Source organism: Kribbella sp. NPDC058245 (genome assembly GCF_042882005.1).
Classification (GTDB): domain Bacteria; phylum Actinomycetota; class Actinomycetes; order Propionibacteriales; family Kribbellaceae; genus Kribbella.
The window spans coordinates 1-25,539 of the sequence record NZ_JBHVWY010000009.1; the positions used below are offsets into that span (position 1 = coordinate 1).

27 protein-coding genes are annotated in these 25,539 nt (G+C 68.5%); 13 read left to right on the plus strand and 14 right to left on the minus strand.

Annotated elements, in window-relative coordinates; genetic code table 11:
• Nucleotides 1-1,215: acetyl/propionyl/methylcrotonyl-CoA carboxylase subunit alpha (locus ACFVWG_RS21405; RefSeq protein ID WP_391545097.1), on the minus strand; the 1,215-nt coding region annotated here is incomplete at its 3' end.
• A 234-nt stretch (nt 1,216-1,449) separates the two neighbouring features.
• Here ACFVWG_RS21405 and ACFVWG_RS21410 point away from each other — a divergent pair.
• Nucleotides 1,450-2,847, plus strand: a complete 1,398-nt coding sequence (locus ACFVWG_RS21410; RefSeq protein WP_391545098.1) for an FAD-binding oxidoreductase — start codon at nt 1,450-1,452, stop codon at nt 2,845-2,847.
• Here ACFVWG_RS21410 and ACFVWG_RS21415 read toward each other — a convergent pair.
• The gene (locus ACFVWG_RS21415; RefSeq protein WP_391545099.1) at nt 2,844-3,227 is read right to left on the minus strand and encodes a DUF5997 family protein; all 384 of its coding nucleotides are present in this window, start codon (nt 3,225-3,227) and stop codon (nt 2,844-2,846) included. The two genes, ACFVWG_RS21410 and ACFVWG_RS21415, sit on opposite strands and share 4 nt — an antisense overlap.
• Nucleotides 3,228-3,266: 39 nt before the next feature.
• On the opposite strand from ACFVWG_RS21415, the gene ACFVWG_RS21420 reads away from it, so the two are divergent.
• The gene (locus ACFVWG_RS21420) at nt 3,267-3,998 is read left to right on the plus strand and encodes a LysR substrate-binding domain-containing protein (RefSeq protein WP_391545100.1); all 732 of its coding nucleotides are present in this window, start codon (nt 3,267-3,269) and stop codon (nt 3,996-3,998) included.
• A gap of 37 nt (nt 3,999-4,035) precedes the next feature.
• On the plus strand, nt 4,036-4,545 hold the full coding sequence (locus tag ACFVWG_RS21425) for a VOC family protein (protein WP_391545101.1): 510 nt from the start codon (nt 4,036-4,038) through the stop codon (nt 4,543-4,545).
• Here ACFVWG_RS21425 and ACFVWG_RS21430 read toward each other — a convergent pair.
• Nucleotides 4,537-6,591 (minus strand): GMC oxidoreductase, encoded by a 2,055-nt coding sequence (locus tag ACFVWG_RS21430; RefSeq protein ID WP_391545102.1) that lies wholly within the window; start codon nt 6,589-6,591, stop codon nt 4,537-4,539. The two genes, ACFVWG_RS21425 and ACFVWG_RS21430, sit on opposite strands and share 9 nt — an antisense overlap.
• A 58-nt stretch (nt 6,592-6,649) precedes the next feature.
• On the opposite strand from ACFVWG_RS21430, the gene ACFVWG_RS21435 reads away from it, so the two are divergent.
• Nucleotides 6,650-7,732 (plus strand): aldo/keto reductase, encoded by a 1,083-nt coding sequence (locus ACFVWG_RS21435; protein WP_391545103.1) that lies wholly within the window; start codon nt 6,650-6,652, stop codon nt 7,730-7,732.
• Here ACFVWG_RS21435 and ACFVWG_RS21440 read toward each other — a convergent pair.
• Complete coding sequence (locus tag ACFVWG_RS21440) at nt 7,719-8,309, minus strand: TetR/AcrR family transcriptional regulator (protein ID WP_391545104.1); 591 nt, start codon at nt 8,307-8,309, stop codon at nt 7,719-7,721. The genes ACFVWG_RS21435 and ACFVWG_RS21440 overlap by 14 nt on opposite strands.
• A 112-nt stretch (nt 8,310-8,421) precedes the next feature.
• Here ACFVWG_RS21440 and ACFVWG_RS21445 point away from each other — a divergent pair, with 112 nt between their 5' ends.
• The 4 genes from ACFVWG_RS21445 to ACFVWG_RS21460 are packed head-to-tail and all read left to right on the plus strand — an operon-like array spanning nt 8,422 to nt 12,351.
• Entirely contained in the window at nt 8,422-9,636 is a 1,215-nt protein-coding gene (locus tag ACFVWG_RS21445; RefSeq protein WP_391545105.1) for a helix-turn-helix domain-containing protein, read from the plus strand.
• A 56-nt stretch (nt 9,637-9,692) separates the two neighbouring features.
• Nucleotides 9,693-10,910: a DegT/DnrJ/EryC1/StrS family aminotransferase gene (locus ACFVWG_RS21450; RefSeq protein WP_391545106.1), complete on the plus strand. Its 1,218-nt coding sequence runs from the start codon at nt 9,693-9,695 to the stop codon at nt 10,908-10,910.
• Nucleotides 10,907-11,626, plus strand: coding sequence for a hypothetical protein (locus ACFVWG_RS21455; RefSeq protein WP_391545107.1), 720 nt, complete (start codon nt 10,907-10,909; stop codon nt 11,624-11,626). The genes ACFVWG_RS21450 and ACFVWG_RS21455 overlap by 4 nt, the downstream gene beginning before the upstream one ends.
• Complete coding sequence (locus ACFVWG_RS21460) at nt 11,626-12,351, plus strand: amidohydrolase family protein (protein WP_391545108.1); 726 nt, start codon at nt 11,626-11,628, stop codon at nt 12,349-12,351. The genes ACFVWG_RS21455 and ACFVWG_RS21460 overlap by 1 nt, the downstream gene beginning before the upstream one ends.
• A gap of 142 nt (nt 12,352-12,493) precedes the next feature.
• Here ACFVWG_RS21460 and ACFVWG_RS21465 read toward each other — a convergent pair whose 3' ends face one another.
• From ACFVWG_RS21465 to ACFVWG_RS21475, 3 genes are read right to left on the minus strand one after another with little or no spacing between them, the layout of a single operon-like run.
• Nucleotides 12,494-13,018, minus strand: a complete 525-nt coding sequence (locus ACFVWG_RS21465; RefSeq protein ID WP_391545109.1) for a GNAT family N-acetyltransferase — start codon at nt 13,016-13,018, stop codon at nt 12,494-12,496.
• A gap of 20 nt (nt 13,019-13,038) precedes the next feature.
• Nucleotides 13,039-13,350, minus strand: a complete 312-nt coding sequence (locus tag ACFVWG_RS21470; protein ID WP_391545110.1) for a hypothetical protein — start codon at nt 13,348-13,350, stop codon at nt 13,039-13,041.
• Between the two features lie 31 nt (nt 13,351-13,381).
• Nucleotides 13,382-14,179, minus strand: coding sequence for a CPBP family intramembrane glutamic endopeptidase (locus tag ACFVWG_RS21475; protein ID WP_391545111.1), 798 nt, complete (start codon nt 14,177-14,179; stop codon nt 13,382-13,384).
• Between the two features lie 147 nt (nt 14,180-14,326).
• On the opposite strand from ACFVWG_RS21475, the gene ACFVWG_RS21480 reads away from it, so the two are divergent.
• Nucleotides 14,327-14,986 (plus strand): response regulator transcription factor, encoded by a 660-nt coding sequence (locus ACFVWG_RS21480; protein ID WP_391545403.1) that lies wholly within the window; start codon nt 14,327-14,329, stop codon nt 14,984-14,986.
• Complete coding sequence (locus ACFVWG_RS21485; protein WP_391545112.1) at nt 14,983-16,326, plus strand: ATP-binding protein; 1,344 nt, start codon at nt 14,983-14,985, stop codon at nt 16,324-16,326. Before ACFVWG_RS21480 ends, ACFVWG_RS21485 begins: the two co-directional genes overlap by 4 nt.
• Before the next feature lie 13 nt (nt 16,327-16,339).
• Here ACFVWG_RS21485 and ACFVWG_RS21490 read toward each other — a convergent pair whose 3' ends face one another.
• From ACFVWG_RS21490 to ACFVWG_RS21505, 4 genes are read right to left on the minus strand one after another with little or no spacing between them, the layout of a single operon-like run.
• A complete protein-coding gene (locus ACFVWG_RS21490) occupies nt 16,340-16,543 on the minus strand; it encodes a hypothetical protein (RefSeq protein WP_391545113.1) in 204 nt (67 codons plus the stop codon).
• 35 nt (nt 16,544-16,578) lie between these two features.
• Nucleotides 16,579-17,964, minus strand: a complete 1,386-nt coding sequence (locus tag ACFVWG_RS21495) for a ferric reductase-like transmembrane domain-containing protein (protein ID WP_391545114.1) — start codon at nt 17,962-17,964, stop codon at nt 16,579-16,581.
• A gap of 34 nt (nt 17,965-17,998) precedes the next feature.
• Complete coding sequence (locus ACFVWG_RS21500; RefSeq protein WP_391545115.1) at nt 17,999-18,619, minus strand: GNAT family N-acetyltransferase; 621 nt, start codon at nt 18,617-18,619, stop codon at nt 17,999-18,001.
• Between the two features lie 44 nt (nt 18,620-18,663).
• Nucleotides 18,664-19,635, minus strand: a complete 972-nt coding sequence (locus ACFVWG_RS21505) for an ArsR/SmtB family transcription factor (protein ID WP_391545116.1) — start codon at nt 19,633-19,635, stop codon at nt 18,664-18,666.
• A 59-nt stretch (nt 19,636-19,694) separates the two neighbouring features.
• Between ACFVWG_RS21505 and ACFVWG_RS21510 the strand changes: the two genes are divergently transcribed.
• Genes ACFVWG_RS21510 through ACFVWG_RS21520 form a run of 3 tightly spaced genes read left to right on the plus strand, consistent with a single transcriptional unit; the run spans nt 19,695 to nt 22,388 of the window.
• Nucleotides 19,695-20,951 carry a hypothetical protein gene (locus tag ACFVWG_RS21510; RefSeq protein WP_391545117.1) on the plus strand — a complete coding sequence of 419 codons (1,257 nt, stop codon included), beginning with the start codon at nt 19,695-19,697 and terminating at the stop codon, nt 20,949-20,951.
• The gene (locus tag ACFVWG_RS21515) at nt 20,890-21,732 is read left to right on the plus strand and encodes an ABC transporter ATP-binding protein (protein WP_391545118.1); all 843 of its coding nucleotides are present in this window, start codon (nt 20,890-20,892) and stop codon (nt 21,730-21,732) included. Before ACFVWG_RS21510 ends, ACFVWG_RS21515 begins: the two co-directional genes overlap by 62 nt.
• Nucleotides 21,729-22,388, plus strand: coding sequence for a hypothetical protein (locus tag ACFVWG_RS21520; RefSeq protein ID WP_391545119.1), 660 nt, complete (start codon nt 21,729-21,731; stop codon nt 22,386-22,388). Before ACFVWG_RS21515 ends, ACFVWG_RS21520 begins: the two co-directional genes overlap by 4 nt.
• Before the next feature lies 1 nt (nt 22,389).
• Here ACFVWG_RS21520 and ACFVWG_RS21525 read toward each other — a convergent pair whose 3' ends face one another.
• The 3 genes from ACFVWG_RS21525 to ACFVWG_RS21535 are packed head-to-tail and all read right to left on the minus strand — an operon-like array spanning nt 22,390 to nt 25,491.
• Nucleotides 22,390-23,217: a carbohydrate ABC transporter permease gene (locus ACFVWG_RS21525; RefSeq protein WP_391545120.1), complete on the minus strand. Its 828-nt coding sequence runs from the start codon at nt 23,215-23,217 to the stop codon at nt 22,390-22,392.
• Nucleotide 23,218: 1 nt separating this feature from the next.
• Entirely contained in the window at nt 23,219-24,145 is a 927-nt protein-coding gene (locus tag ACFVWG_RS21530; protein WP_391545121.1) for a carbohydrate ABC transporter permease, read from the minus strand.
• Complete coding sequence (locus ACFVWG_RS21535; RefSeq protein WP_391545122.1) at nt 24,142-25,491, minus strand: extracellular solute-binding protein; 1,350 nt, start codon at nt 25,489-25,491, stop codon at nt 24,142-24,144. Before ACFVWG_RS21535 ends, ACFVWG_RS21530 begins: the two co-directional genes overlap by 4 nt.
• Between the last annotated feature and the right edge of the window lie 48 nt (nt 25,492-25,539).

A 25,539-nucleotide genomic window follows, 5' to 3' on the forward strand; every position in this document is an offset into this window, starting at 1 on the left:
GGCCAGCGCCTCTTCCCGCGTGCGGCCGTAGCCGATGATCTTCGCGATCATCGAGTCGAAGTCGGCCGGGATGCTGTCGCCGGCGCTCACCCCGGTGTCCACCCGGATACCAGGCCCCGACGGCAGATCCAGTACGGCGATGCGCCCGGGTGACGGCGCGAAGTCGCGGTCCGGGTCCTCGGCGTTCAGCCGGGCCTCGACGGCGTGCCCCAGCTCGGCCGGCTTCAAACCGTCCAGGCGACCGCCGTCTGCAACGTGCAACTGGGCCTTGACCAGGTCGAACCCGGTGGTCAGCTCGGTGATCGGGTGCTCGACCTGGAGGCGGGTGTTCACCTCGAGGAAGGCGAAGGTCTTCTCCCCCGGGTGATACAGGAACTCGACTGTGGCAGCGCCGCGGTACCCGACCGCCAGCGCCAGCCGCTCGGCCGACGCCTTGAGGTCCTCGACCTGACCGGCGGACAGCAGCGGTGAGGCGGACTCCTCGATGACCTTCTGGTTGCGGCGCTGGACCGAGCAGTCGCGGACGCCGAGCGCCCACGCAGTGCCCTGGCCGTCGGCGATGACCTGCACCTCGACGTGCCGCGCGCCCGTGACGAGCCGCTCCAGGAAGACGATGCCGCTGCCGAAGGCGCGCGCAGCCTCCTCGCTGGTCCGGGCGTAGGCGTCCGACAGTTCATCGGCGGAGCTGACCATGCGGATACCGCGGCCACCACCACCGGCCGTTGCCTTGAGCATCAACGGGTAGCCGATGTTCTCGGCCGCGGCCAGCGCCGCTTCGAGCGACTCGACCGGTCCACGACTCCAGGGAGCGACCGGTACGCCGACCTCCTCGGCGATCAGCTTGGAGCCGATCTTGTCGCCGAGTTTGCGCATCGCCTCGGGCGACGGGCCGATGAAGGTGACCCCGATCCGCTCGCACAGTTCGGCGAAGGCCGGGTCCTCGGCGACGAATCCCCAGCCGACCCAGGCAGCGTCCGCGCCGCTCTCGCGCAGCGCCCGCTCCAGTACGGCGAGGTCCAGGTACGGGCGCGCCGACGCGGGACCGAGCGGGTACGTCAGATCCGCCTCGCGCACGAAGGTCGCCGTACGCTCGCCGTCCGTGAACAAGGCCACCGTCTCGATCGGCTCGCCACCCTCGGCGTTGACCTCCCGGACCGCGTTGATGAGCCGCATCGCGGCCTCGCCTCGGTTCACAACTGCGATACGCTTGAACATCGACCGCCTCCCTGTCGCACCCTGCGTGTATAACGGCCCGGCCCTTGTGAGACACAAGATTTGGCCGGGCCGCTGCCACAGACTTTCAGGACAACGCTATTACCGTCGAGTCGGGGTGTTGTTTCGGTGCGTCGTCACCGGGCGTGACCGGCCCCTGCCGGCACGGTTTTCGTTGCTCGGGGCAACTGGCCCGGCGCTGACCTGCGAGTGCGAAAGACTCCGAGGCGAGGAATCGTGGATCGAGAGGGGAAGATCGTGCCGAACGCGACCGAACTGGCCGCTGAGCTGCGCCGTACCGTCGCCGGACCGGTGCTGACCGACGGTGACGAGGGGTTCACCGCGGAACTGGCCGGATTCAAGACCAATGTCGTGCACCGGCCGGAGGTCGTCGTCGCGATCACCTCGGCCGCCGACGCCGCCGCCGTGGTCGCCACGGCCAACGAGACCGGTACGCCGGTCCGCGTGCTGGCCACCGGGCACGGCCTGCCGAAGCCGGTCACCGAGGGCATCGTCATCACGACGTCGCGCCTCAAGGGTGTGAGCATCGACCCGGCCACGAAGATCGCGCACATCGAGGCCGGCTGTCGCTGGGGTGAGGTGATCGCGGCCGCGGCCGAGCACGGACTGGCACCGATCGCCGGCGCCTCCGCATCGGTTGGCTGCATCGGGCTGCTGCTCGGCGGCGGGTACGGCCCGATGGCGCGCACGTTCGGCATCGCCTCCGACTGGGCCCGTCGCTTCGAGCTCGTCACCGGCGCCGGTGAGGTGGTCACCGCGAGCACGACCGAGCATCCCGACCTGTTCTGGGCCCTGCGCGGCGGCAAGGGCGGCTTCGGCGTCGTCACGTCAGTCGACGTTGAGCTGGTAGAACTGAGCACGCTGTACGGCGGCTCGGTCTTCTTCGACGCACCCGAGATCGACACGGTCGTCCGGACCTGGATCGACTGGACCACGACGCTGCCCGAGGCCGCGACCACGTCGGCCGTGATCCTGCGGCTTCCGCCGTTGCCGTTCATCCCCGAACCGCTGCGCGGCAAGACCGTCCTCAACGTCCGGTTCGCGTACGTCGGTGACGCCGCGGAGGGCGAGCAGTTGTTCGCGCCGATCCGGGCGGCCGGAGCCGTGCTGATCGACGCGCTCGGTGAGATCCCGGCCGCGAACATCGCGTCGATCCACAACGACCCGACCGACCCGGGCCCGTCGTTCGACCGCGGCGTCCTGCTCGACGAGCTGGACGGCGACTTCGCGGACGCCTTCCTCGGTGCGGTCGGCCCGGACCAGCAGGTGCCGCTGATCGCGGTCGAGCTGCGGCACCTCGGTGGCGCGGTACGGCGCGACGTACCGGAGGGCAGTGCGGTCGGCGGGCGCGGCGGGGCCTACTCGTTCTTCTTCGTCGGCGTTCCCGACCCGAGCCTGTTCGAGACCGTCCTGCCCGGGGTGGCCGAGCATGTGCTGGCCAGTGTGCAGAAGTGGACCTCGGCCGAGAACACGGTCAACCTCGCCGACGGTTTCGCCATACCGGGCTCGTACGAGGCGTGCTGGTCACCCGAGACGCTGGCCCGGCTGGACGCGGTGCGCTCGACGTACGACCCGGCGCAGCGCTTCCCCTACGGTCCCGGCGTCAAGAGCTAGGCGCGGGGCTTCTTCTTCTCGTCCTTCAGGCGGGCGGCCTCGGCCAGGACGTCCGCCTGAATGCCCCGCTCGTGTTCGAGCCAGTCCGGGTTGTCCTCCCGGATCGCGTCGATGTCGTCCGTGGTCAGCGCGTCGGTGACGCCGGCGCGGGCCAGGCCACTGATCGACACCCCGAGCCGGGCCGCGACCACCGAGCGCGGGTGCGGTCCGCTCTTGCGGAGCTCCTGCAGCCACTCGGGCGGGTCGTTCTGCAGCGCGGTCAGCTCCTCGCGGGAGATGAACCCCTCCTGGAACTCGGCCGGAGTCGCCGGAAGGTAGATATCCAGCTTCTTCGCCGCGGTCGCCGGCTTCATGTCCTGAGAGGTCTTACGCACGGTCATGGGATCAGGGTATCCCGGCCCGACCGGTAGCCTGACCGCGTGACCTCTTCCTTCCGTCTTGGGTACGTACCCGGCGTGACACCGGCCAAGTGGGCGCGGATCTGGGCCGAGAGGTTGCCCCGGACACCGATCGAGCTGATCCAGGTCGGCACCGCCGACGCCGTCAGCCTCGTCCACTCCGCGGATGCGGACGCGGCCCTGGTGCGGTTGCCGATCGACCGCACCGGCCTGCACGCAATCCCCCTGTACGTCGAACAGACGGTCGTCGTGGTCCCGAAGGATCACGTCGTCACGGCGGTCGAGGAGGTCACGCTGGAGGACCTCGCCGACGAGCTGATGCTGCACCCGCAGGACGACGTACTGGAGTGGGAGCAGCCGTTGCCGGGCCGGGTGATCGACGAACGTCCTGCGACCACTGCGGATGCGATCGCGTTGGTTGCCATGGGCACCGGATTGCTCGTCGTACCGATGTCGCTGGCGCGCCTGCACCATCGCAAGGATCTGACCTTCCGGCCGCTGACGGACGCGCCCGTGTCGCAGGTCGCGCTGACCTGGCCCGAGGATGCGGAGTCGGAGCTGATGGAGGAGTTCGTCGGCATCGTCCGCGGTCGCACCGCCAACAGCACCCGCGGCAGCCAGAAGGCCCCCGAGCCGAAGAAGACGGCCGCTGCTGCTAAGAAGCAGGCCGCACCGAAGAAGCAGCAGATCAGGCCGAACAAGGTCAAGGGGAAGCCCGGTCAGCCGACCCCGAAGCGCAAGTACAAGCGCTGACCTGGTCCTAGGTTGAGCCTTCAACTATGATCGTCGGATGGCGATCTTCCGGCTCAACCATGCGGTGCTGTACGTGCGCGACGTGGCCACCAGCGTTGCGTTCTACCGCGACGTCCTCGGCTTCGACTACATCGATGGCGGCGACGCGCACCCGACCGCAGCCTTCCTGCGCGCTCCCGATTCCACCAACGACCACGACCTGGGCCTGTTCCAGCTCGGCGGTGAGGCCGGCGCCTCGGGCGCAGGCAAGACCACTGTCGGCCTGTACCACCTGGCCTGGGAGGTCGACACCCTCGGCGATCTGGCCGAGCTCGCCACCAAGCTCCAGGCGGCCGGCGCCCTGGTCGGCTCGTCCAACCACGGCACCACGAAGTCCCTGTACGGCAAGGACCCGGACGGCCTCGAGTTCGAGATCGTCTGGATCATCCCGGCCGACCAGCTCACCGACGCCGATCGCGAGCAGGGCGGCGTCACCCGCCTCGACCTCGACGCCGAACTGGCCAAGTACGGCCGCGACACCAAGAGCGGCGTCGGCATCTCACGCTGATCCACGGACTAGGTGGTCGCTGATCCGCAGGGAGTTGGCCAGGACGGTGAGGACTGGGTTTACGCCGCCGTTCGTCACATGCACGGAGGCGTCGGCGATCCAGACGTTGTCGTGACCCCAGACCCGTCCGTACGGGTCGGTCGCTGACCGCGCTGGGTCGTCGCCCATCCGGCAAGTGCCCGCTTGGTGTTGGCCGGTGCTGGCGCGGCCGGTTGGGCTGGGGGTGTTGATGGCGGTGCGGACGGCACCGGCTGCGAGGAGCCACTCTTCGGCTTTGGCGCTCAGGAACGCCTGTGCGCGGACGTCCTCGGGATGGATCGAGCCGCTGATCTTGGCGACCGGGTTGCCGAAGCGGTCGCGGGTTGCCGGGTCGACCTGGATGCGAGAGTCGCTTGAGGTGACTTCTTGGATGGGGCCGACGACGCGCAGCATGCGGCGGGCCTCGCGGCGCATCGCCTGCTTCGCGGCCAGGCCTGCTCGTGGGATGAGGCCGGCGCCAGTTAGATAGTCGTACGTCGCTGCTGGGGTCGGCACGAATTCGTTGGCCAGCATGCCGCCGCCGATGATGCCGTCGTTGCCATGCCGGAAGTCGCAGGTCGCGATCGAAACGCCAGGCCCGATCAGATCGGCCAACTCGTCGTCGAACAGTCCGACAGCACCGGCGTACACATGGGCCTGGAGGTAGCGGCCGACCTGGTCCTGGTTGTTGCCGAGGCCGTGCGGCTCGGCGGGGTGAGCGCTGTTGAGCAGGAGGCGTGGGGTCTCGGAGGCACCGGCTGCGACGACGACTTCGGCGCACTCGATCGTGCGGCGCCAGAGTTGTCCGTCAACCAGTGCGACGCCGACGACCCGCCCGTTGCTGACCACCAGTCGCTCGGCCGTGGTCCCGGTGACCAGCGTGCAGTTGCCGGTGGCGAGCGCGGCCGGGAGCGCCGTGTTGTGGGTGCCTGCCTTGGCCTCGACCGGGCAGGCGAAGCCGACGCACTGGCCGCAGCGGACGCAGCCGGCGCGGCCTTGGTAGTCGACCGAATTGATCAGCAGCGGTACGTCGAGCGTGCCCCAACCGAGGGTTGCCGCCGCAGCCGCGAGTCGATGCGCCGGACCCGTTCTCGGCAGTGGGGGCATCGGGAGTTCACGTGGTTCGTGCCAAGGGTCGGTTCCACCGCCGCTCACCCCGAACCGCTGCTCGGCCAACGTGTAGTACGGCGCCAGGTCGTCGTACGAGATAGGCCAGTCGGCAAGTCCACTCCCCTCCGGTACGCCGTACGTCGTCGCCATCCGGAAGTCGCGCGGCACGAACCGCCACGCCTGTGCGCCGTACACCCGCGTGCCACCGCCGACGGTGAACGCGTTGTTGCCCCAGTCGCCGTCGGGCGGCAGCGGGTACGACGTGACGCCGTCGACGACCGCGGTCCGGGGCCGGCCCTGCGGATCCGGATCGGTCCCGGCCGGCAGTCCGGCCACCGACCGCGGGTTCCTGAGGTGGTCGCGCGCCAGCGACTCGGTCGTCGGGTACTCCCCCGCTTCGACCACCAGCACAGTCCGGCCGGACTCGGCCAGCACCTGGGCCGCCGTACCGCCACCGGCGCCCGACCCGATCACCACCACGTCGTACCGATCGACCAAGGCACTCCGCGGCGTAACCCTCAGCTCAGTCGCGACCGGATCCCAAGCACCCGCCGCGTCCGGCCGCCACCCCACCATCGCCCAAGCGGGTTCTCCCGCGTAGTAGCCCTGGGCGATCAGGCGGACGAGCCACGCCCCATCCGCATCAGCCAGCGCTGTCTCGAGATCCGGCGCCGCCGCAAGTGCACGCTCGACGCGCGGACGCCAGTCCGGCCGGTCCACTGTCAGCACCCGCTCGATGAACGCCACCGCTCCAGCCTCCGCCGCGGACGGACTGTCGTCGGTTGGGCAGGCGTCGGTTGGGCAGGCGTCGGTTGGGCAGGCGTCGGTTGGGCAGGCGTCGGTTGGGCAGGCGTCAGCCGGTACGACGAACTCCGCCAACCGTGTGAGCACCTGCTGCTGCGCCTCGCTCAGGACCACATCCGCCTCCGAAAGGTTTGTACTTGCCGGTCCATTTTTCCCGAGGAACGCTGGCTCCATGGCACTCGACAACTATTACCTGCTCGGCCGTTCCGGCCTCCGCGTCAGCCCGCTCGCACTCGGCACGATGAACTTCGGCACCGGCGGTTTCCACGCACCCTACGGCCGCACCCCCGACCAGGCCGGTGCGATCTTCCATACCTATATCGATGCCGGTGGCAACTTCATCGACACCGCCGACTTCTACACCGCGGGCGAGAGTGAGCAGATCCTCGGCCAGCTGATCACAGAGAGCGCTCTCCGCGATCGCGTCGTGCTCACCAGCAAGTTCACCAACAGCGTCGACCCCGGCAATCCGAACGCCGGCGGCAACGGCCGCAAGCACATGATCCGCGCGGTCGAGGACTCGCTCCGGCGGTTGCAGACCGACTACCTCGACCTCTTCCTCCTGCACACCTGGGACCGGATCACGCCGGTCGACGAGGTTCTGCGCACGTTCGACGACCTCACCCGCGCCGGAAAGATCCGGTACGCCGGACTGTCCGACGTACCGGCTTGGTATGCGGCTCGGGCGCAGAACGACGCCGTACCGATGGTCAGCCTGCAACTCCCCTACTCCCTGGCCGACCGAGCCATCGAGACCGAGCACGTCCCGATGGCCCAGACGCTCGGTCTCGGCATCACTGCGTGGAGCCCGCTGGCCAGTGGATTCCTCACCGGGAAATACCGGCGCGACGAGCTCGAGAAGGTGGCCGGAGAAGGCCGCCTGACCGTGGCCGGCGGTCCGGAGCTTTCGTGGAGTGATCGGCACTGGGATCTCCTGAAGACCTTGCAGAGCGTCGCGGATGAGCTCGGCGTAACCATGGCTCAGGTCGCGGTGAACTGGGTCGCGACCCAGCCAGGTGTCGCCTCGGCGATCGTCGGAGCCAGCTCACCCGAGCAGCTCACCTCGACGATGGCCGCGCTCGACTTCGAGATCCCCGCCGGCCTCCGAGCCGACCTCGACACGGCGAGCGCCGTACCGGCTGAATCGGTGTACCGGATGTTCACGCCGGAGTACCAAGGCTGGTTGGTCAGTCCCGGCGCGAAGGTTGGCGACAAGCCAGCGGGTTACCAACCGCCGGTCGTCAACTGGTCTTGACCCGCAGATAGTCCAAGCAGAGATCCAGGGCGTACTCGAGATGCTGGGCCGATCCGGACGCCATCAGGATCGCGACGCCGCCCTGGATGGCCGCCATCAACGCCCCGGCCGCCCGATTCGCGTCGACGTCGGCGCGAATCTCACCGGCCGCCTGCATCTGATGGATCCCGGCCTGCAACGCCTGCTGCCATTGCGTCAGCAGCTTGCCGGTCACCGCCTGCGCGGCGGGCGTGTGCCGTCCGATCTCGGTGATCAGTACGCCGAGCGGGCAGTGCACGCCCTGCCGTCGATACTTCTCGACCACCACATCGCGCCATTCCTGCCAGGCGTCCCAGCTGGTCAATCGACTGAGCTGTGGCTCCTGATCCTCGATCACCCGCTCGGCCTCGCGCTCGGCGACGGCGAGCAGCAGTTGCTCCTTGCCGCCAGGGAAGTAGTGGAACAGTTGGCTCTTCCCGGTCCGGCTGCGCTGCCCGACGTCGTCGAGCGTCACCGCGCCAATCCCCCGTTCGCGGATCTCCCGAGCGGCCGCGGCCACGATTCGGTCCCGGGTCGCCTTCCCTTTGGCAGTCAGCACGGCTTCGACTGTACCGGCTGGTCCAGAACCACGAGGGCCGCCGTACGGCGCGGGTTGTTGCGAGGGCTCGGCGATCTGACGAGACTGACCCGGTGAGAGAGGCAGACCGGCAATGGTGACGACGATCGGGGTGGTCGGGCCGTCGGACCTGGTCACCTCCACGTGCAAGATCATCGGATCCCAGCGCGGTATCGAGGTCCTGCCGCTGAAGTACCGCCGCGAGACCGATACCCCGAAGGTGATGGCCGCGGCGCCGCCGAGTGTCGACGCGTGGCTGTTCACGGGCGTCGTCCCGTACCAGATCGCCGCGGCGCACGACCTGCTCGACCGCCCGGCGACCCACGTCGAGTACACCGGCGCCACGCTGCTGCGGGCGCTCGTCGAGCTGCTCGGTGACGGCCAGGACATCAAGTCGATGAGCATCGACGTACTGGACGAGGCGCAGGTGCACGAGACACTGGCCGAGGCAGGGCTGCCGACCCGCGGGGTCAAGGTACTGCCGTACCGGCCGGGGCTGAGCTCGGACGACGTACTGGAGTTTCACCGGGCCGCTAAGGCGACCGTGGCGATCACCTGCCTGCGATCGGCGTACGACAAACTTCGCACTGAGCGACCGACCATCCGGCTCGCGCCGTCGATCCACTCCGTGCGCAGCGCGCTGAACAGCCTGCTGCTTGTCCACGACTCATTGCGCAGCGACGACGCTCAGATCGCACTCGGCCTGGTGGAGATCGCCGCAGCCGGTGAGGTCGCTCTCCGGCGCGAGGCCGGCTCGCTCGGCGGCAGCGTCATCCCGTACGACGACAAGCGGTATCTCGTGGTCGCGACGCGCGGTCCGCTTGAGCAGGCAACCGCGTCATTCACCGAGCTCGGGATGCTGAACCGGCTGAAGGAACAGTTCGGCCCGGTGCGGATCGGGTTCGGGATCGGCGGTTCCGGGATCGAGACCGAGGCACTGGCGAAGCGTGCACTCGGACGCGCCAAGACGGCCGGGCGGACCGCGGCGGTCGTCTCGCTGCGCAACGACATCGACCTGATCCTGGTCGGCGGCGCGACGCCGCGGGCACAGCAGCGGTCGAAGCTTCAGCTCCTTGCTCAGCGCGCGGGGTTGTCGAAGGCAACGCTCGAGCGGCTGCAGGAGCTCGTGCACGCGGAGCCGGAGGACGGAGTGACCACGCGTTCGGTGGCCGAGCACCTGGGCATCCAGCCGCGCACGGCCCGCCGCGTGCTGAACCGGCTGGAGCGGGCCGGTCTCGCGGATGCGACCGGTACCCAGATCGGTACCGGCAGCGGACGGCCGCTGGTCGTCTACCGCGTGCACCTCTGATCTAGTAGGGTCGGTGGTAATTACAGCCATGACCGTAATTACCATCAGGGGGCCATATGCCTGAGCTGGCCGTGAACGGCGGGACCCCGGTCCGGTCGACTCCCTTGCCTTCGGTCTTCAACGCCTCCGGCCGGCGCTTCGGCGACGAAGAGGTCGCGGCGGCCGAGCGAGTGCTGCGCAGCGGCATCTTGTCCGCCACCTGGGGTTCCGAAGTGCCGGCGCTCGAGCAGGAGTTCGCTTCGTTGCTGGGCGCGGGCCATGCCGTTGCCTGCAGTTCCGGTACGGCGGCTCTGCACCTGGCCGTGGCCGCGGTCAACCCCGAGCCGGGTGACGAGATCATCACCACGCCGATCAGTGACATGGGGACGGTCTTCCCGATCCTGATGCAGAACGCCGTACCGATGTTTGCGGATGTTGATCTGGCGACGGGAAACCTGGATCCGGCCGCTGTCGAGGCTGCGATCACTCCGCGGACGAAGGCGGTGCTCGCCGTCCATCTGTTCGGCAAGCCGGCGCCGATCCGCGCACTGCGGGCGCTGTGCGACAAGCACGGTCTGCTGCTGATCGAGGACTGCGCGCAGGCTTATCTGGCGCCGGTGGGAGACGTGTACGCCGGGCGGATCGGTGACATCGGGTGCTTCAGCCTGCAGCAGAGCAAGCACATCAGCGCGGGTGACGGCGGGCTCGTGGTGACCGACGATGCGGCGCTGGCGCGGCGGATGCGGCTGTTCACCGACAAGGGCTGGCCACGCGACACGGACGAGCGGACGTATCTGTTCCTCGCGCTGAACTACCGGATGACCGAGCTCGCTGCCGCGGTCACGCGGGTGCAGCTGACCCGACTCGCGCAGATCGTGGACGACCGCCGTACCAACGCGGGCAAGTTGACCGCCGGCATCGGCGACCTGCTCGGCATCCTCCCGCCCCGGGACGACGACGATCACGTCTACTGGCAGTATCCGTTGATCCTGGACGGCAACATCCACCCCTGGGCGGCTGCTCTCACCGCCGAAGGCGTCCCCTGCACTCCCGGATACCTCACGGAGCCGCTGTACGCCGCTCCGGCCCTCCGCTCGAAGATCACGTACGGCGAATCCGGCTTCCCGCTCGGCGACGTCGAGTACCCGCCGGGCCTGTGCCCGAACGCCGAGGAGCTGATCGAGCGCCGGTTGCTCGTGCTGCCCTGGAACGAGAACTACAGCGGCGCGGATGTGGACGACATCGCCACCGCGATCCGCAAGGTGCACACCGCCTTCGCCCAGGAGAACTCATGACCGATACCCCACTGCTGCTCGACTGCGACATCCTGGTCGGACATGACGTGACCACCGGCCGGTGGAGCCGTCCGGAGCGGGTGCGGGAGGTGTTCGCCGGGACCGGGATCTCCGGTGGGGTGGTGTCCTCGTTGCGGGCGGTGCATTTCGACGTACCGTCGGGGAACGACGAAGCCCGGGAAGTTGCTGAGGGCAACGGTTGGACGAACTGCCCAGTGCTCGACTTGCGCGATCCGCTGGGGGCCGAGCGGGAGTTGGAGCGGCTGCTCGCCACCGACCGGCCCGCTGGGATTCGGTTGGCGCCGACGGCGCAGGCGGTGGATCCGTCGTACCCGTCGTTCGGGCATGTGGCGGGGTTGGTCGTGGCGGCGGGGCTGACGCTGTTTGTCGAGGGCGACGTCCGAGTGGTCGGGCCGGCGCTGCGAGGGCTCGGAGCGCGGGTGGTGTTCCTGGACACGCACTTCTACTACCTCGGTGACTTCGTGCTGCTGGCGCGCGCGGAGGCCGGGTTCCACACCTCGACCCGGATGCTGACCGGCCCGGACTCGCTGGAGATCGTCGCGGCCGAGGTCGGCGCGGACCGCCTGGTCTTCGGCACCCGCACGCCCTTCCACGAGACCTACTCGGTGCTCGGCCGCCTGCTCAGCTCGAAGCTGACCGCGGCCGAAATCGCCCAGGCGGGCAGTCAGTCCCTGACCAAGCTGCTGGAGCCCTGATGCTGATCGACGTCCACGCCCACTGGGGTCCGTGGTTCTTCTCGATGGAGGTCGGCCCGATCGAGGTCAACCTCGACCTGATGGACCGCTTCGGCATCGACCTGCAACTGGTCTCCTCGATCGAGTCCATCGTGTACGACGCTCCCGCGGGCAACCGTGCGCTCGCCGAACAACTCCCCGCCGACGATCGTCTCCGCGGCATGCTCGTCGTCGACCCCCGCCGCCTCGACGAGGCCCGCGCCGACCTCCGCGACCTGGTCACCGGCAACGACCGCTGGGTCGGCGCCAAGATCCACACCGAGTACAGCCGCACCCCGATCGCCACCCCTGCCATGCGGGCCGCGATCGAACTCACCACCGAGTTCGGTCTCCCCACCCTCGTTCACACCTGGGGCGACACCGTCCTCGACCTCGCGGACCTAGCGGCCCGAGTCCCCGACTCCCGCCTGATCGCCGGTCACATGGGCGCCGGCGCCTGGCGCCAGGTCCCCGAAGCCGCCCGCCGCGCCGGCAACATCTGGTTCGAACCCTGCTGGTCCGCCCCCGACGCCGACCGCATCCGCTGGATCCTCGACCGCATCGGCCCCAGCCGCCTCATGTTCGGCACCGACGCCACCCTCATCGACCCCTCAGTAGCCCTGGGCGCCCTCACCGCCGCCGCCCTCACGCCGGTGGAGTCCGAGGCCATCCACTGGCAGAACGCCACCACCCTCTTCAACCTGTGAACGGCGCTCCTCGCCCCGCCCCCTTTGCCTGTCCCCGGCCACCACTAAAGGCCGGAGACACCTTCCGAAGGCCGGAGACCTGTGGCACCCGGTCTCACGCCACCACTACCTGTCTCCTGCCACCACTAGTGGCCGGGGCCGGTCAGTTGGGGGCGACGAAGACGATGATGTCGGTTTCGGGGCCGCGGACCTCGGGCTCGATCCAGCCGAGGCGGCGGTAGAAGGCGAGGGTGTCGAAGTTCTGGTTCCAGGCCAGGAGCCACGCTCGGGAGCGCTCGGCGGTCGCCGTCTCCAGGAGCCTGCGCCCGAGGCCGGTACCGCGAGCATGCGCCAGTACGCCGAGTTCGTCGACCTCGTACGCGCCGACCAGCAGCTCGTCGACCTGCTCCGGGCCGAGCCGCTTCAGGACGCTCCCGTACGACCGGTCCGTCCGAAACGGCGCAGGCGTGGTCCACCCCGTGACGAATCCGGAGATCCGTCCATCGTCGGACCGCTCGATCCACGCCTGGAAGCCGTCGCGCAGCGCGTCGCCCTCCAGCCGTTGCCGGAAGGCGGCGCGGGTCTCGGCCGGGTCCCGGTGCTCGAACGGCGGTGCCGTGAACACCTCCACGTACGCCTCGGTCAGCTCATCAGCAATCTCGAGAATGTCCGCCTGATAGCTCTGCACCGGGACACGGTAGCCGGATCTCACCCTGGCGTCGCGGAGATTGTCTCCAGCTCGGCGCGGAACTGCGGCAGCATCCAGCGCAGCGGCTGGTCGAGCACCCGCCCGATGGTCGACTCGTCCACCTTCAACAGGTTGGCGATCCGGGCGAGCGCGTCCGGCTCGTCCGTCGCCGCATACAGCAGATGCACGACCTCGTGCCGATGGGCGAATACGGCCAGGGCCGCAGCGGCCAGCCCCGGGTCGATGGCCGGTGGATCCACGTCCGGCGGATGGATCTCGGGCTGGCTGGGCGCGGTTTCGTGAGCGATTTCGATTTCCCCGTTGAGTGTCACGCCCTTCTCAACCTGACGAAGCATCGATCGGTTACGACCCGGGTAGCCAGCCGACCTTCCCGATCAGGTACGTCGCCCCCACCAGCGCCACGATGTCGATCACCGTATGCGCCACCACCAGCGGCATCACCCGCCCCCACCGCCGGTACAGATAGCAGAAGATCACCCCCATGATCACGTTCCCCGCGAACCCGCCGGCCCCCTGATACAGGTGGTACGACCCCCGCAGCAGCGCACTCGCCGCCGTACTGCGCCGTACCGACCACCCCAGCTGATCCAGCCGCCGGTTCAGGTACCCCAGGACGATGACTTCCTCCAGTACGGCGTTCTGCGCGGCGACGGCGATCAGAATCGGGATCCGCCACCAGTAGTCCGGCAGCTGCGCCGGATCCACGCTCAAATTGGCACCCGACGCATAAGCCAGCAGATAGAACCCCAGCCCGGCCCCGCCGATCACCGCCGCAACCGCGGTCCCGCGGCCCAGGTCCCGCAGCCGCTCCCCCAGATCGAACCCGATCGTCCGCAGCGACTCCCCACCCCGCAGCAGAAAGTGCCCCACCAACGCCACCGGCACCAGTGCCGTCACCACCGCGAACACCTGCCACGCCAGATCCAGCCAAGGCCGCCCCGGCGCCCGCGACCCCACAATCACCGCCGTCTGCCCACTGATCGGCTTCGCCGACGTCAAGATCCCCGTAAACGAGATGAGCGCCGCCACCCCGGATGCCCCGAGCGACAGCGCCAGCACCAACCAAACCTCGCGCGACAACACCCCGCGAGACGCCACCACCGCCGTACCGGCCTCTGGCTCGCCCACCGAACTCGTCATACCCCCAACTATCCCCGCCCGTTCCACACGGTCTCGTCACACCAGGCGGATTCTTAAGCTGTTTTGTAGATCGGTTGGCAGACTGAGACCCAGGTACGCCGGACCCGGCGAGGAGGTCGTCTTATCGCTGCCCGCATCCCGGAGGTTCTGGTCGTCGACGACGACGCGGGCCTGCGGCAATCACTGGAGTTCGGGCTGAGCGCCGAGGGCTTCACCGTCCGCGCGGCGCCGACCGGCGAGTCCGCGCTGACCGCAATCGACGCCCGGCTGCCGGCCGTCGTCCTGCTGGACGTGATGATGCCCGGCCTGAACGGCGTCGAGGTGGTCCGTCGGCTCCGCGCCGCCGGCCGGACGCTGCCGATCTGCATGCTGTCGGCCCGCGACGAGATCGACGACCGCGTGGCCGGCCTGGCCGCCGGTGCCGACGACTACGTGGTCAAACCGTTCTCGCTCGGCGAGCTCGCCGCCCGTCTGCACGCGCTGGTCCGACTCCACGAGACCAGTACGCAGCGACCGGTCGTCACCGGCGAACTCGCCATCGAGCCAGTACGGCGTACTGCCACCCGCGCCGGTCGCGATCTCGGCCTCACCACCCGCGAGTTCGACCTCCTGCTCGTCTTCGCCCAGCACTCCGGTCAGGTGCTCAGCCGCAACCAGCTCCTCGAACAGGTCTGGGGCTACACCTGGGACGTCGACACCAATGTCGTCGACGTCTTCATCGGCTACCTGCGCCGCAAGCTGGAGCTCGCGGGTGAGAGCCGGCTGCTGCACACCGTCCGCGGTGTCGGATTCGTGCTGCGGCCATGAGCATCGTCCCGCGCAGTCTCCGCGCCCGGATCACAGCCAGCGTCGCGCTGCTCGTGATGGTCGTGGTCGCGCTGACCGGTCTGATCATCGCCGTACGCATCGACCATCGCGACCGGGCCGACCTCGACAACCAGCTGGGCTCGCGCGCCGCGAAGGTCCGCGAGGACGTCGGCAAGTTGCTCGACCAAGGCGACGGCCATCCCGATGACGACTACGGCGGCCTGCTGGTGGGCAGTCAGTCGCTCGTCCGGCTGATCCACGACGGCCAGGTCTCCGCCCGCGGCGACCGGCCGACCGTCGACCTGCCGATCCCCACGGCCGACGGCTACGTCACGCTCCACGCCGGTGACCAGACCTGGCGTTCGCTCACCCAGACGCTTGCCGACGGTAACCGCCTGCAGGTCCTTCAGGACCTCGGCCCGGTCGAGCAACGCCTGACCGCCAACACACAACTGGTCACCGTGATCGCGATCGGTGCGACCGTCGTCGCCGGTTCCGGTGTGTGGCTAATCATCACTGTCGTGCTCCGCCCGCTGCAACGCCTCCGGGCCGCGGCCACCGGTATCCGCACGATGGACGAGGGCCGGCGCCTCCCCGCGGAAACCCGCACCCGTGAGGTCGCCGAACTCACCGCCGCCCTCAACGACATGCTCGCCCAGCTCCAGACCAGTACCCGGTCCACCCGCCGCTTCACCGCCGACGCCGGCCACGAGCTCCGGACACCGCTGACCACCCTCGGCATCAATCTCGAGACCATGCACCGCAACCCCGGCCTCCCCACCGACCAGCGGCAGCAGGTCCTGGCCGCCACCCTCGCGGAGCACGCCCGCATCACCGCACTCCTGGAGGGCTTGCAAACCCTGGCCCGCGGCGACGCCGGCGCCCTGCCGGCCCGCGCGAACGTCGATCTCACCGACCTCGTCGAAGAATCTGTACGCCGCGCCCGCCACCGCCACCCGGCCATCACCTTCCGGCTGACCGTCGACGACGGCCGGGCCCCCATCCTCGACGGCTGGCCGGCCGGCCTCCGCACCGCCGTCGACAACCTCCTCGACAACGCGGCCCTGCACGGCCGTCCCGAAGGCCGCGTCGACGTCATGCTCCACCGCGACGACCACCAGGTCTTCCTCACCATCGACGACGACGGCCCCGGCATCCCCGCCGACCTCCGCGACTCCCTCAAGGAACGCTTCGCCCGCGGCCCGTCCCCCCGCGCGCCCGGCTCCGGCCTCGGCCTGGCCCTCACCCAGCAACAAGCCGACCTGCACCGTGGCACCCTCACCCTCACCGCCTCCCCCACCGCCGGCCTCCGAGCCATCCTCACTCTCCCGCTGTCCTGACGTTCACGGGGGACTACTTGGATTCGCCGGGTTTGCCGGTGTGATCCTCGGTATAGCCGGGACGGGCGGTGTCGCCCGGTTTCGCCGGGTCCTCGGAGGAGGTGGCGGCGGGCGGTTGCTTGCCGTCCTCCGGTCCTGAGGTCGCGAAGGTTTGGACGCCGATCGCGCCGGCCACGAGCGCCGCCGTACCGATGGCGAACGCGATGATCTTTTTCATGGTTCCTCCTGTGATTTCTCTTGCGGGGGTTGCCATCACCAGGCGTAGTCCTCGTGATGGAAGTCGCGGGTCTTGACGCCGGCCCGGCGGGCGGCACGCCGGACGGACTTCAGCCACGGCACCGGGCCGCAGGCGAAGACGTCGCAGTGGGCAATGTCCGGCACACACCGCAGCAGTACGTCGGTATCGGTCCCCTCGACGTCCGCGGGCAGCCACGAACCGTCGTCGCGGCGTCGGCCCGGGAGCAGGATCAGTTCAACGCCACGCTGCTCGGCGAGCTCGGTGAGTTCGGTCCGGAAGATCGCGTGCTCGGCATCGGTGTAGCGGTAGATCAGCGTCGCCTCGCCCGGACCGTAGTCAGCGTCCTCGAGCAACGCCCGGAACGGTGTGATGCCAACACCGGCTGCCAGCATCACCATCCGCGGATGCCGGCGCCGGGCGGCGGTCATCGTCCCGTACGGGCCTTCGATCAGCACCCTGGTCCCGGGAACCAACGTGCGCGCCCGTTCGGCGCCGTCGCCACCGGCCTCCAGGGTGATCCGCAGTCCGTCGTCCGTCGGGGCCGCGGAGATCGAGTACGGATTGCCCCGCGTCCAGCCCCGCCCACCCAGGAACCGGAAGATGAAGAACTGGCCGGACTCGGTCCGCAGCCGCTCCAGCCGCCGTCCCCGGAGAACGACCGAGAAAGCGCTCTCTGTCTCAGGGACGACGGCCTCGACGACCAGCCGGTGCCGCCACGAGACCCACAAGGGCCATCCGATCCGCCAGATCAGTACGGCGGCCAGCGAACCGGCGTACAGGACCCACCAGAAAGCGCGGGTCCAGGCGGCGTGGAAATGGATGCCGTCGGCAAGTTCGTGCGGGAGGACGAAGGCCATGCCGAGGTAGGCGTACAGGTGCAGCAGGTGCCAGGACTCGTACCGCAACCGCCGGCGGGCGATCTGGATCGAGGTGATCACCACGGCGATGATCAGCAGCGTACCGATCGTTGCCCACAGCATCCATGAGTCCGTGATGAACAGCTGCCACAGCGCACCCGCCCACTCCGCCGGCCGACGCTGCACTCGTTCAAGCGCGAACAACGCGGTGTGCACCAGGGCGAGCCAGAACGAGACGTATCCGAGCCACTTGTGTCTTCGCGCGAGGACATCGTGCCCCCAGGACTGTTCCACCCAAGGGATCCGGGCCATGAACAGGACCATCAACACCATCAGTACCTGTGAGAGCAGGCCGGTGTAGAGCGCTTGGGACTCCAGCAGGTACTGCGGGTACACGAAGGTCTGCAGCAGGCCACCATCGCGCGCCCAGATCCAGGTCGTCACCGCGACCGCGGCGATCGCGAGCAGCCCCATCAGATCGGCGACCAGTCGCGACGCCCATCGCTTCGTCCGGGATCGTGGCCGGATCATCGTTTCCGTCATGCGATCCACCATCCCGGCCCAGGTTGTGACCGGTCTAAGAGTTCGCTCCGAAGTCGATGCGGAGTACGGCGCGGCGGCGGCCTGGGCGGCTGACCTCGGTGAAACCGGCGTCGGTGAACATGGCGAGGGTCCCGACGGATCCGCCGTCCACGAAGTCCGCGTAGCCCTCCACTGCTCGGGCACCCCGGTCGCGGGCGAAGTCGGCGGCGGCTCGGGCGAGTGCGCTGCTGATACCTCGCCGCCGATAGCCGACGCGGGTGACGAAGCAGGTCACGGCCCAGACAGTGGCGTCCGTCTTGTCCTCAGTGCGTCCCTCCCAGGGGACGCGGTTGTCGCGCAACAACCTCGGGTGATCGGCGCGCGGCGCAACCGCGCACCACCCGACCGGCTCACGGTCGAGATACGCGACCAGTCCGCTCGTCGCCGACGCCTTCCGATCACCGCATGCCGTCTGATCGCGCAGCCGAGCAGCAAGCTCCTCCGGACCCTCAGACCGCCAGGTCTCCTTCGGCAACATCCGGAATCGCTGACACCAGCAGCGCGACGTGTCCCCGGTCGCACCGAAGATCGCCCGCAAGTCCGCCCACGTCGCCTCGCTGGCCGGCACGATCGTCAGCTGCTCAGCCCGTACCTGCTCCCTGAACTCTTGGTTCATGGGCCGATGTTAGGGCTCGTTCCGGACATCCTGCTTCCGGATTCCTAGGCGAGTTGCTGGGGAGGTTCCGGTGGGATCTGGGTGACGCGGTGGCCGGTGTCGGACTGCCAGTACAGGACCGAGCGACCGGAACGACGCCGTTCGAGCAGCCCGGCCGCCGTCAGGATCCGGAGGTGGTCGGAGATGGTCGCGAGGGACAGGCCGGTGGCGGCGACCAAGGCCGTCGTACTGATCGGGTCGATGGCGGCGGTGAGGATGCGGGCGCGGTTGCGGCCGAGGAGGTCGACCAGAGGCTCGGCCAAGGCGGTGGTGCCGGCGAAGATGCCGGTCACGGGGTAGGTCAGGGCGAACCGGTCCGGCAGTCGCCAACTGACGCTGACGCGTTGGGTGTGCGTGGCGATGAACATCAGCGAACGACCGCGGACGTCGGTCACCGGGTAGTCCCAGCGGTTCACCTGAATCCGCCCGTCGCCGAGCCACTGCACGTCGGGTCCCAGCCCGCGCAGTACGCCGGACCAGCCTTGCTCGCTGAGTCGCGAGGTCCGCGACACGATGTCGGCCTGCAGCAGACGTCTGCGTCGCGGCCAGTCCGGTTCGACGGTGTGCGTCCAGACCCAGGTCAGGAGATCCGCGACGCTGGCGGCGAGAGCGCTCTCCGAGTCCAGGATCGCGGGCAGCGGGTCACGAACCACTCGCAGATCCGCGCGGATCTCGTCGTCGTCCAGGCGCAAGAGCGCGTCGAGTTCGTCAGCGAGCTTGGCGTCGGGATCCAGCGGCAGGCTGGTCAGGAAGTCCGCCGTCCAGCTACGCCCGAAAGCGCTCTCCAGCAACGCCGCCCACACCGGCTCGGCGGCAAGCCGCGCCTCGAAGGCCGGCCGGTGCGTGTCCTTCCACGCGCGGAACCACGGCTCGACCGGACGCAGCAGCAACTTGAGTGCCGACACGGTCTCGGTGAGCTCGGACGTCGCAAAGCGGGCGTTCGCCAGCGTGTCGGCGTCGACGAGAAATTCGGACAAGGTTTCGCCTCCACCCGAAACTGTAGGACCCCACGGTGCCACCACCGAAGCTTCCAGACATGACCCAGGGGACACCGACCTATCGGCAGATCTTTGCGAACGCCGAGTTCCGCAGTCTGTGGATCGGGAGCGCGCTCGGCAACGCCTCCTCGACCATGACCAGCCTGACGCTCGCCCTACTCGTGAACGCGGCAACGGGCTCGGCCCTCCTCGCCGCGCTCGTCATGTTCGGTCCGTCGCTCGCGCAGGTACTCGGCGTCTCGACGCTGATGTCGGCGGCCGACACCGCCCGCCCGCGCCGGATCCTCGTCGTCCTCGCCGTCCTCTCGACCGCGGCCGTCACCGCTCAGGCTGCCTTCCAGCTCCCGTCCGCGGCACGACTGGCGCTCGCGCTCGTGGTCGCCTACGGGTTGTCGATCGGCTCCGGCGTTCGCTGGGGGCTGCTCAACGACATCGTCGCCGCCGACCAGTTCATCCTCGGCCGCTCGGCGATGAACCTGTCCGTCGGCGCCATGCAGATCGCCGGCTTCGGCGTCGCCGGATTGTTGCTGCAGGCAATGAGTCCGTCCACGGTCCTCTGGCTGGCGACCGCGTGCTCCGCACTCACGATCCCGGTCATCCGCTTCGGCCTCCGCGACCGCGCCCCGCGTCGCGGCGCCCGGACCAGCCTCGCCGAAACCTGGCGCGGCAACCGCCGCCTCCTCAGCCAGCCCCGTACCCGACCACTCCTCCTCGCCCTCACGATCCCCAACGGCCTGGTCGTTGGCTGCGAAGCCCTCTTCGTCCCGTACGCCGGTGCGCACGCCGGCTGGCTGCTCGCGGCCGGAGCCGCCGGCATGTTGTCCGGCGACCTCGTGGTCGGACGCTTCCTCACCCGCACCCAACGTCGCCGCGCCGGTCAGTACCTCCGGTTCATCCTGGGAGTCCCGTTCCTGGCCTTCGCCCTCGACCTCCCGCTCGTCCTCCTCGCCGCCGCCGTAGCGCTAGGCAGTTGCGGCTACGCCGCCTCCCTCGCTCAGCAAGAGGTGCTCGTCGAACTCACTCCCCCGGATCAACGCGGCCAGGTCCTCGGCATCGAGTCCGCCTTGCGGATGACGACCTTCGGCATCTGCGCCATCCTCGCCGGTACTCTCGCCGACCTCACCGCTCCGGCCCCGGCAATCGCTCTCTTCGCCGCCGCCTCGCTCGTCGCCTCGGCCGCTCTGACCGTTCCGCTCTCCCGGGTGATGAACCCGACGCGGATAGGGTCTGGGCATGGAGGTTGTGCGGCTGACGAACGTCTCGAAGCGGTACGGGCGCCGGCAGATCCTCAGTGAGGTCGATCTGCAGGTCGAGGCCGGTGAGCTGCTGGCGCTGGTCGGTGCGAACGGGTCGGGGAAGTCGACCGTTCTGAAGCTGATGGTCGGGTTGTCCCGGCCGACGTCGGGGACGGTACGTCGGTCCGCGCAGGTGGTCAGCTATGTGCCCGATGTGTTCACGTCGCACGATCGGTTGTCGGCGTCGGCGTACTTGCGGCACATGGGCCGGATCCGCGGGCTCGGTTCGGGAACGGCGAGAGAGCGCTCCTCGGTGTTGCTCGAGCGGCTCGCGTTGACCGGTGGTGCGGATACGCCGATGCGGAAGCTGTCCAAGGGGAACGCGCAGAAGGTCGCGCTCGCGCAGGCGTTGCTGACACCGCCTGAGCTGCTTGTGCTCGACGAGCCCTGGTCCGGCCTCGACGCCACCGCTCACGCGACCCTCCGCGAGCTTCTCACCGAGACCGCCCACGCGGGTGCCGCCGTCGCCTTCACCGAGCACTCCACCGAAACCGTCCGCTCCACCGCGACCAGAACCTGCGAGCTGCACGAGAGAGCGCTCCACGACGTTTCCCGCCCAGATTCCCGCTCAGTTTCCCGCTCAGATTCCCACTCAGCCGCACTCACCGAGATCGTGCTGGCGTCAGGTCCCGAACTCGACTGGTCCACGCGGCCAGAGGTGGTCGAGGTTCATCACGGCGCCGCCGGTACGACGCTCGTCGTACCGACTGGGCAACACGACGCGGTACTGCTGGCCGCGCTCTCCCAAGGCTGTTCGGTACGGAAGGTGAACGCCCGGTGAGCGCTCTCTACCGGTTTCTGATGACCAGCGTGCTGCTGTCCCAGCGGTATCTGCCGCCGACCCTGATCTTCCTTGCAGCGCTCGCGGTCGGTACGACGTCGGACAACGGACCGCTCCAGTCGTCGTACGCGTTCTGTGTACTCGCCATGCTCGTGTGCACCACCTGGCTGACCGTCTCGATCGTCAACCACGAGGACCCGACCCAACGCCGGATCACCCTCGTGATGATCGGCAGCTCGGCCAAGGTCCTCGCGATGACCGTCGCGGTGATCCTCACCTGGTGCGTCCCTCTGATCGCGATCGGCCTCGGCTACCCGCTCATCACCGGCAAGCACGTCGTGACCGCAGGCATCCTCACCATCGGCGTCGTCGCCCACCTCACCGCAGCCCTCGTCGGAATCGCCATCGGCCTGCTCTGCTCCCGACTCGTCATCCCACGCATCGGCATCGCCATGCTCACCGCAGCCGCCGCCATCCTCGCCGTACTCCTCATCCGCTGGATCTCCCCCATCCGCGCCCTCATGAGCCTCCTCTCCGACAGCAACCGCTCCCCCATCCAAGCCGCCGCACCCCTCACCCTCCTAGCAATCCTCAGCGCAGCACTCCTCGCCGCTGCCCTCCTCACCACCCGGGCCATCGCCGACCGCAAGGAATAACTCAGCGGCTGAAGCCGGCGGTCAGGCCGCTCAGCAGTTGGCGGCGGCCGACGGCGTACAGGATGACGATGGGGAGGGTGGTGAGGACGACGGAGGCGAGGACCGCGGGGACGTTCACGCTGTATTGGCCTTGGAAGGTCCACAGTGCCAGGGGCAGGGTGCGTTGTTCGGGGCTCTGGGTGAGGATCAGCGGCAGCAGGAACCCGTTCCAGACACCGAGACCGTTGTAGATCGCGACCGTCACCAGCGCCGGCCGGGTGAGCGGCAGCGCGAGGGTGCGCAGCATGCCCCACTCGGTTGCACCGTCGACGCGCATGGACTCGAAGAGTTCCTTCGGTACGTCGCGGATGAAGTTCGTCAGTACCAGCACGGAGAGCGGGATCGCGAACGCGATCGACGGCAGCACGATCGCGAGCAGGCTGTCGTACAGATGCATCCGGATGATCAGCAGGTAGACCGGGATGATCGTCGCCTGCAGCGGAATCGCCAGCCCCATCAGGAACAACCCGTTCACACCGGCCAGGAAGCGGCTGCCGGCTCCGCGCACGATCGCGTACGCCGCCAGGAACGAGATCGCCACCGCCGGGATGATCGTGCCCGCCGTGACGATCACGCTGTTCACGAAGTACCGCGGGAAGTCGGACTGGATCACCAGCTGATAGTTCGCCACCGTCGGAGCATCCGGCAGTGCGAACGGATTCTGACTGAAGTACGCCGACTGGTCCTTGAAACTCGTCACCACGATCCAGTACAGCGGGATCATCACGACGACCAGCCACAACCACCCGGCCGAGCCACCGAGCCAGTTCAACCGCAGCAGTTTCCGCATCTCAGGCTCCCTCCTGCTGACTGGCCGTCGTACTGCCGCCCAGCCGGCGCAGCAGCAACGCCAGCGCGAGGCCGATCAAGACCAGCAGTACGGCGATCACGCTCGCCGGGCCCATCAGGTTCGCCTGGAACCCGCGCTTGTACATGTCCAACGCCAGCACCCGCGTCGCATCGCCGGGACCACCCGCGGTGAGCACGAAGATCAGGTCGAAGAAGGTCAGCGACCCGACCACCATCAGCGTCGACGACGTGATGATCGTGTACTTCAGCTGCGGCACCGTGATGCTGAAGAACTGCCGGATCCGGCCGGCCCCGTCGATCTCCGCCGCCTCGTACATCGTGGTCGGGATCTGCCGGACACCACCCTGATAGATCAGCGAGTGGAACGGGATGAACTGCCAGGACACCACGAAGATCACCACACCGACCGCGAGCCCACTGCGGCCGAGCCAGTCCTGGGTGAGGAACCCGATCTTGAGGCCGGCCCCGAGCCCGAAGTTCGGGTCCAGCAAAGCCTTGTACGTAATGGCGATCGCGGCCGAGCTCAGCAGCAGCGGTACGAAGTACAGAACGGCGAGCAGCCCGCGGTATCGCTGTCGGCCGGCTAGAAACGTTCCGATCAGCAAACTCAGCGGCGTCTGCACCGCCCAGGACAGGATCATGATCTCGAACGTCACCCAGATCGCATGCGGCAACCCGGGATCGGACAGTACCGATCCCCAGTTCGCGAACCCTGCTGGGTGAATCGCGCCCAACCCGTCCCACTGCGCAAAGCTCAGCACCAGTACGCCGACCAGCGGCACCACCCCGAACACCACGAACATCAGCAGCGCCGGAAACACCATCCACCCGACCGCACCGGTTCCGTGCGAGGAACCAGTACGACGGGTAGCCGCTCGGCCCGGGCCACCCGCCGTACCAGAGCTCACTTGCCGATCACCGCGTTCATGCTGTCGGCGAACTGCTGGGGTGAGATCGACAGCTGGAAGAGTTTGGCGATGTTGTCGAGCAGCGTCTCGGCCTGGGTCGGGCTCAGCGCCTGGTCCCACGACTGCGCGAAGGTCTTCGCGTTCGCCGACGTGTTGTAGACGAAGTTCAGCCACTCGGAGTCGCTCTTGTCGGTGATCCCGGCGAGCCGGTCCTTCGAGCTCTTCGCGACCGAGATGTTCCCCGACTTCACCCACGCGTCCACCGATGCGTCGTCGAGCGTGTTGCTGGCCAGGAACTTCTTCGCGATCTCCTTGTCGGCCGCACTCGCCTTCGACGAGATCGACAGGTACTGCCCCGGGTTACCGACCGTGTCACTCGGATCGCCCTTGCCGCCATCGACCCCGGGGAAGTTCATGTAGCCCAGATGCCCGCCGGTCACGAAGTCCCCACCAGAGGACTTCATGTTCCCGTACGTCCACGCGCCGTGCAGCATCATCGCGGCCTTGCCCGTGAACAGCAGCGCCTGGTCGGCGTTGGAGTCCGCGGTGATCGACGAGAAGCCCTTGATGAAACCGCCGGCCTTGATCAGCTTCTGCATCTCGTCGAGTGCCTTCAGCGCGGACGGATCCGACCAGCCGTTCGCCTTGCCCTCGAAGATGTTCTGGAAGACCTCACTGCCGCCGATCCGGTCGAACAGGAACTCCAGCCACATCATGTTGGTCCAGCGCGACTGCCCGCCGAGCGAGAACGGCGCGATCCCGGCGCCGTTGAACTTCGGCACCAGATCCATGATGTCGCCCCACGACTGCGGCGGTTGCGCGCCGATCTTGTCGAACGCGCGCTTGTCGTAGAACAGCACGATCGGCGTCGTGGTCTCGACCGGCATCGCGTAGATCTTCCCGCCGACCGTCGCCGCCCCGAAGGCCGACGGGAAGATCGACTCCTTCAGCGCAGCGTTCTGCCCGAAGAAGTCGGTCAGGTCCTCGACCTGACCCGCATCCACGTAGCTCTTCAGCCCGCCGCCACCCCAGCCCCAGATCAGCGTCGGCCCCTGCCCGGCCCCGATGGCGGTCTTGATCTTCTGCTTGAACGCGTCGTTCTGGAACTCGGTCGTCTTCAGCTGCGTGCCCGAGTTCGCATCGTTGAACCGCTTGACCTGCCCCTCCCGGATGCCCTGCTGCGGCTGCCCGGTGAGGAACCAGTACGTCGCACCGCTGCCGGCCGCGCCGCCACCGGTGGAACCCGGCGTGGTCGTCGGTCCGGAGCTGCCGCAGGCCGCGAGCGTCCCCGCTCCGACCAAACCAAGAAAGGCCCGCCGGGCCATGCCATTCGAATACGGCGTCATGGCATCCACTGTGATCTCCGTCTCCCTGAAGGTGTTTCGTAACGTAGG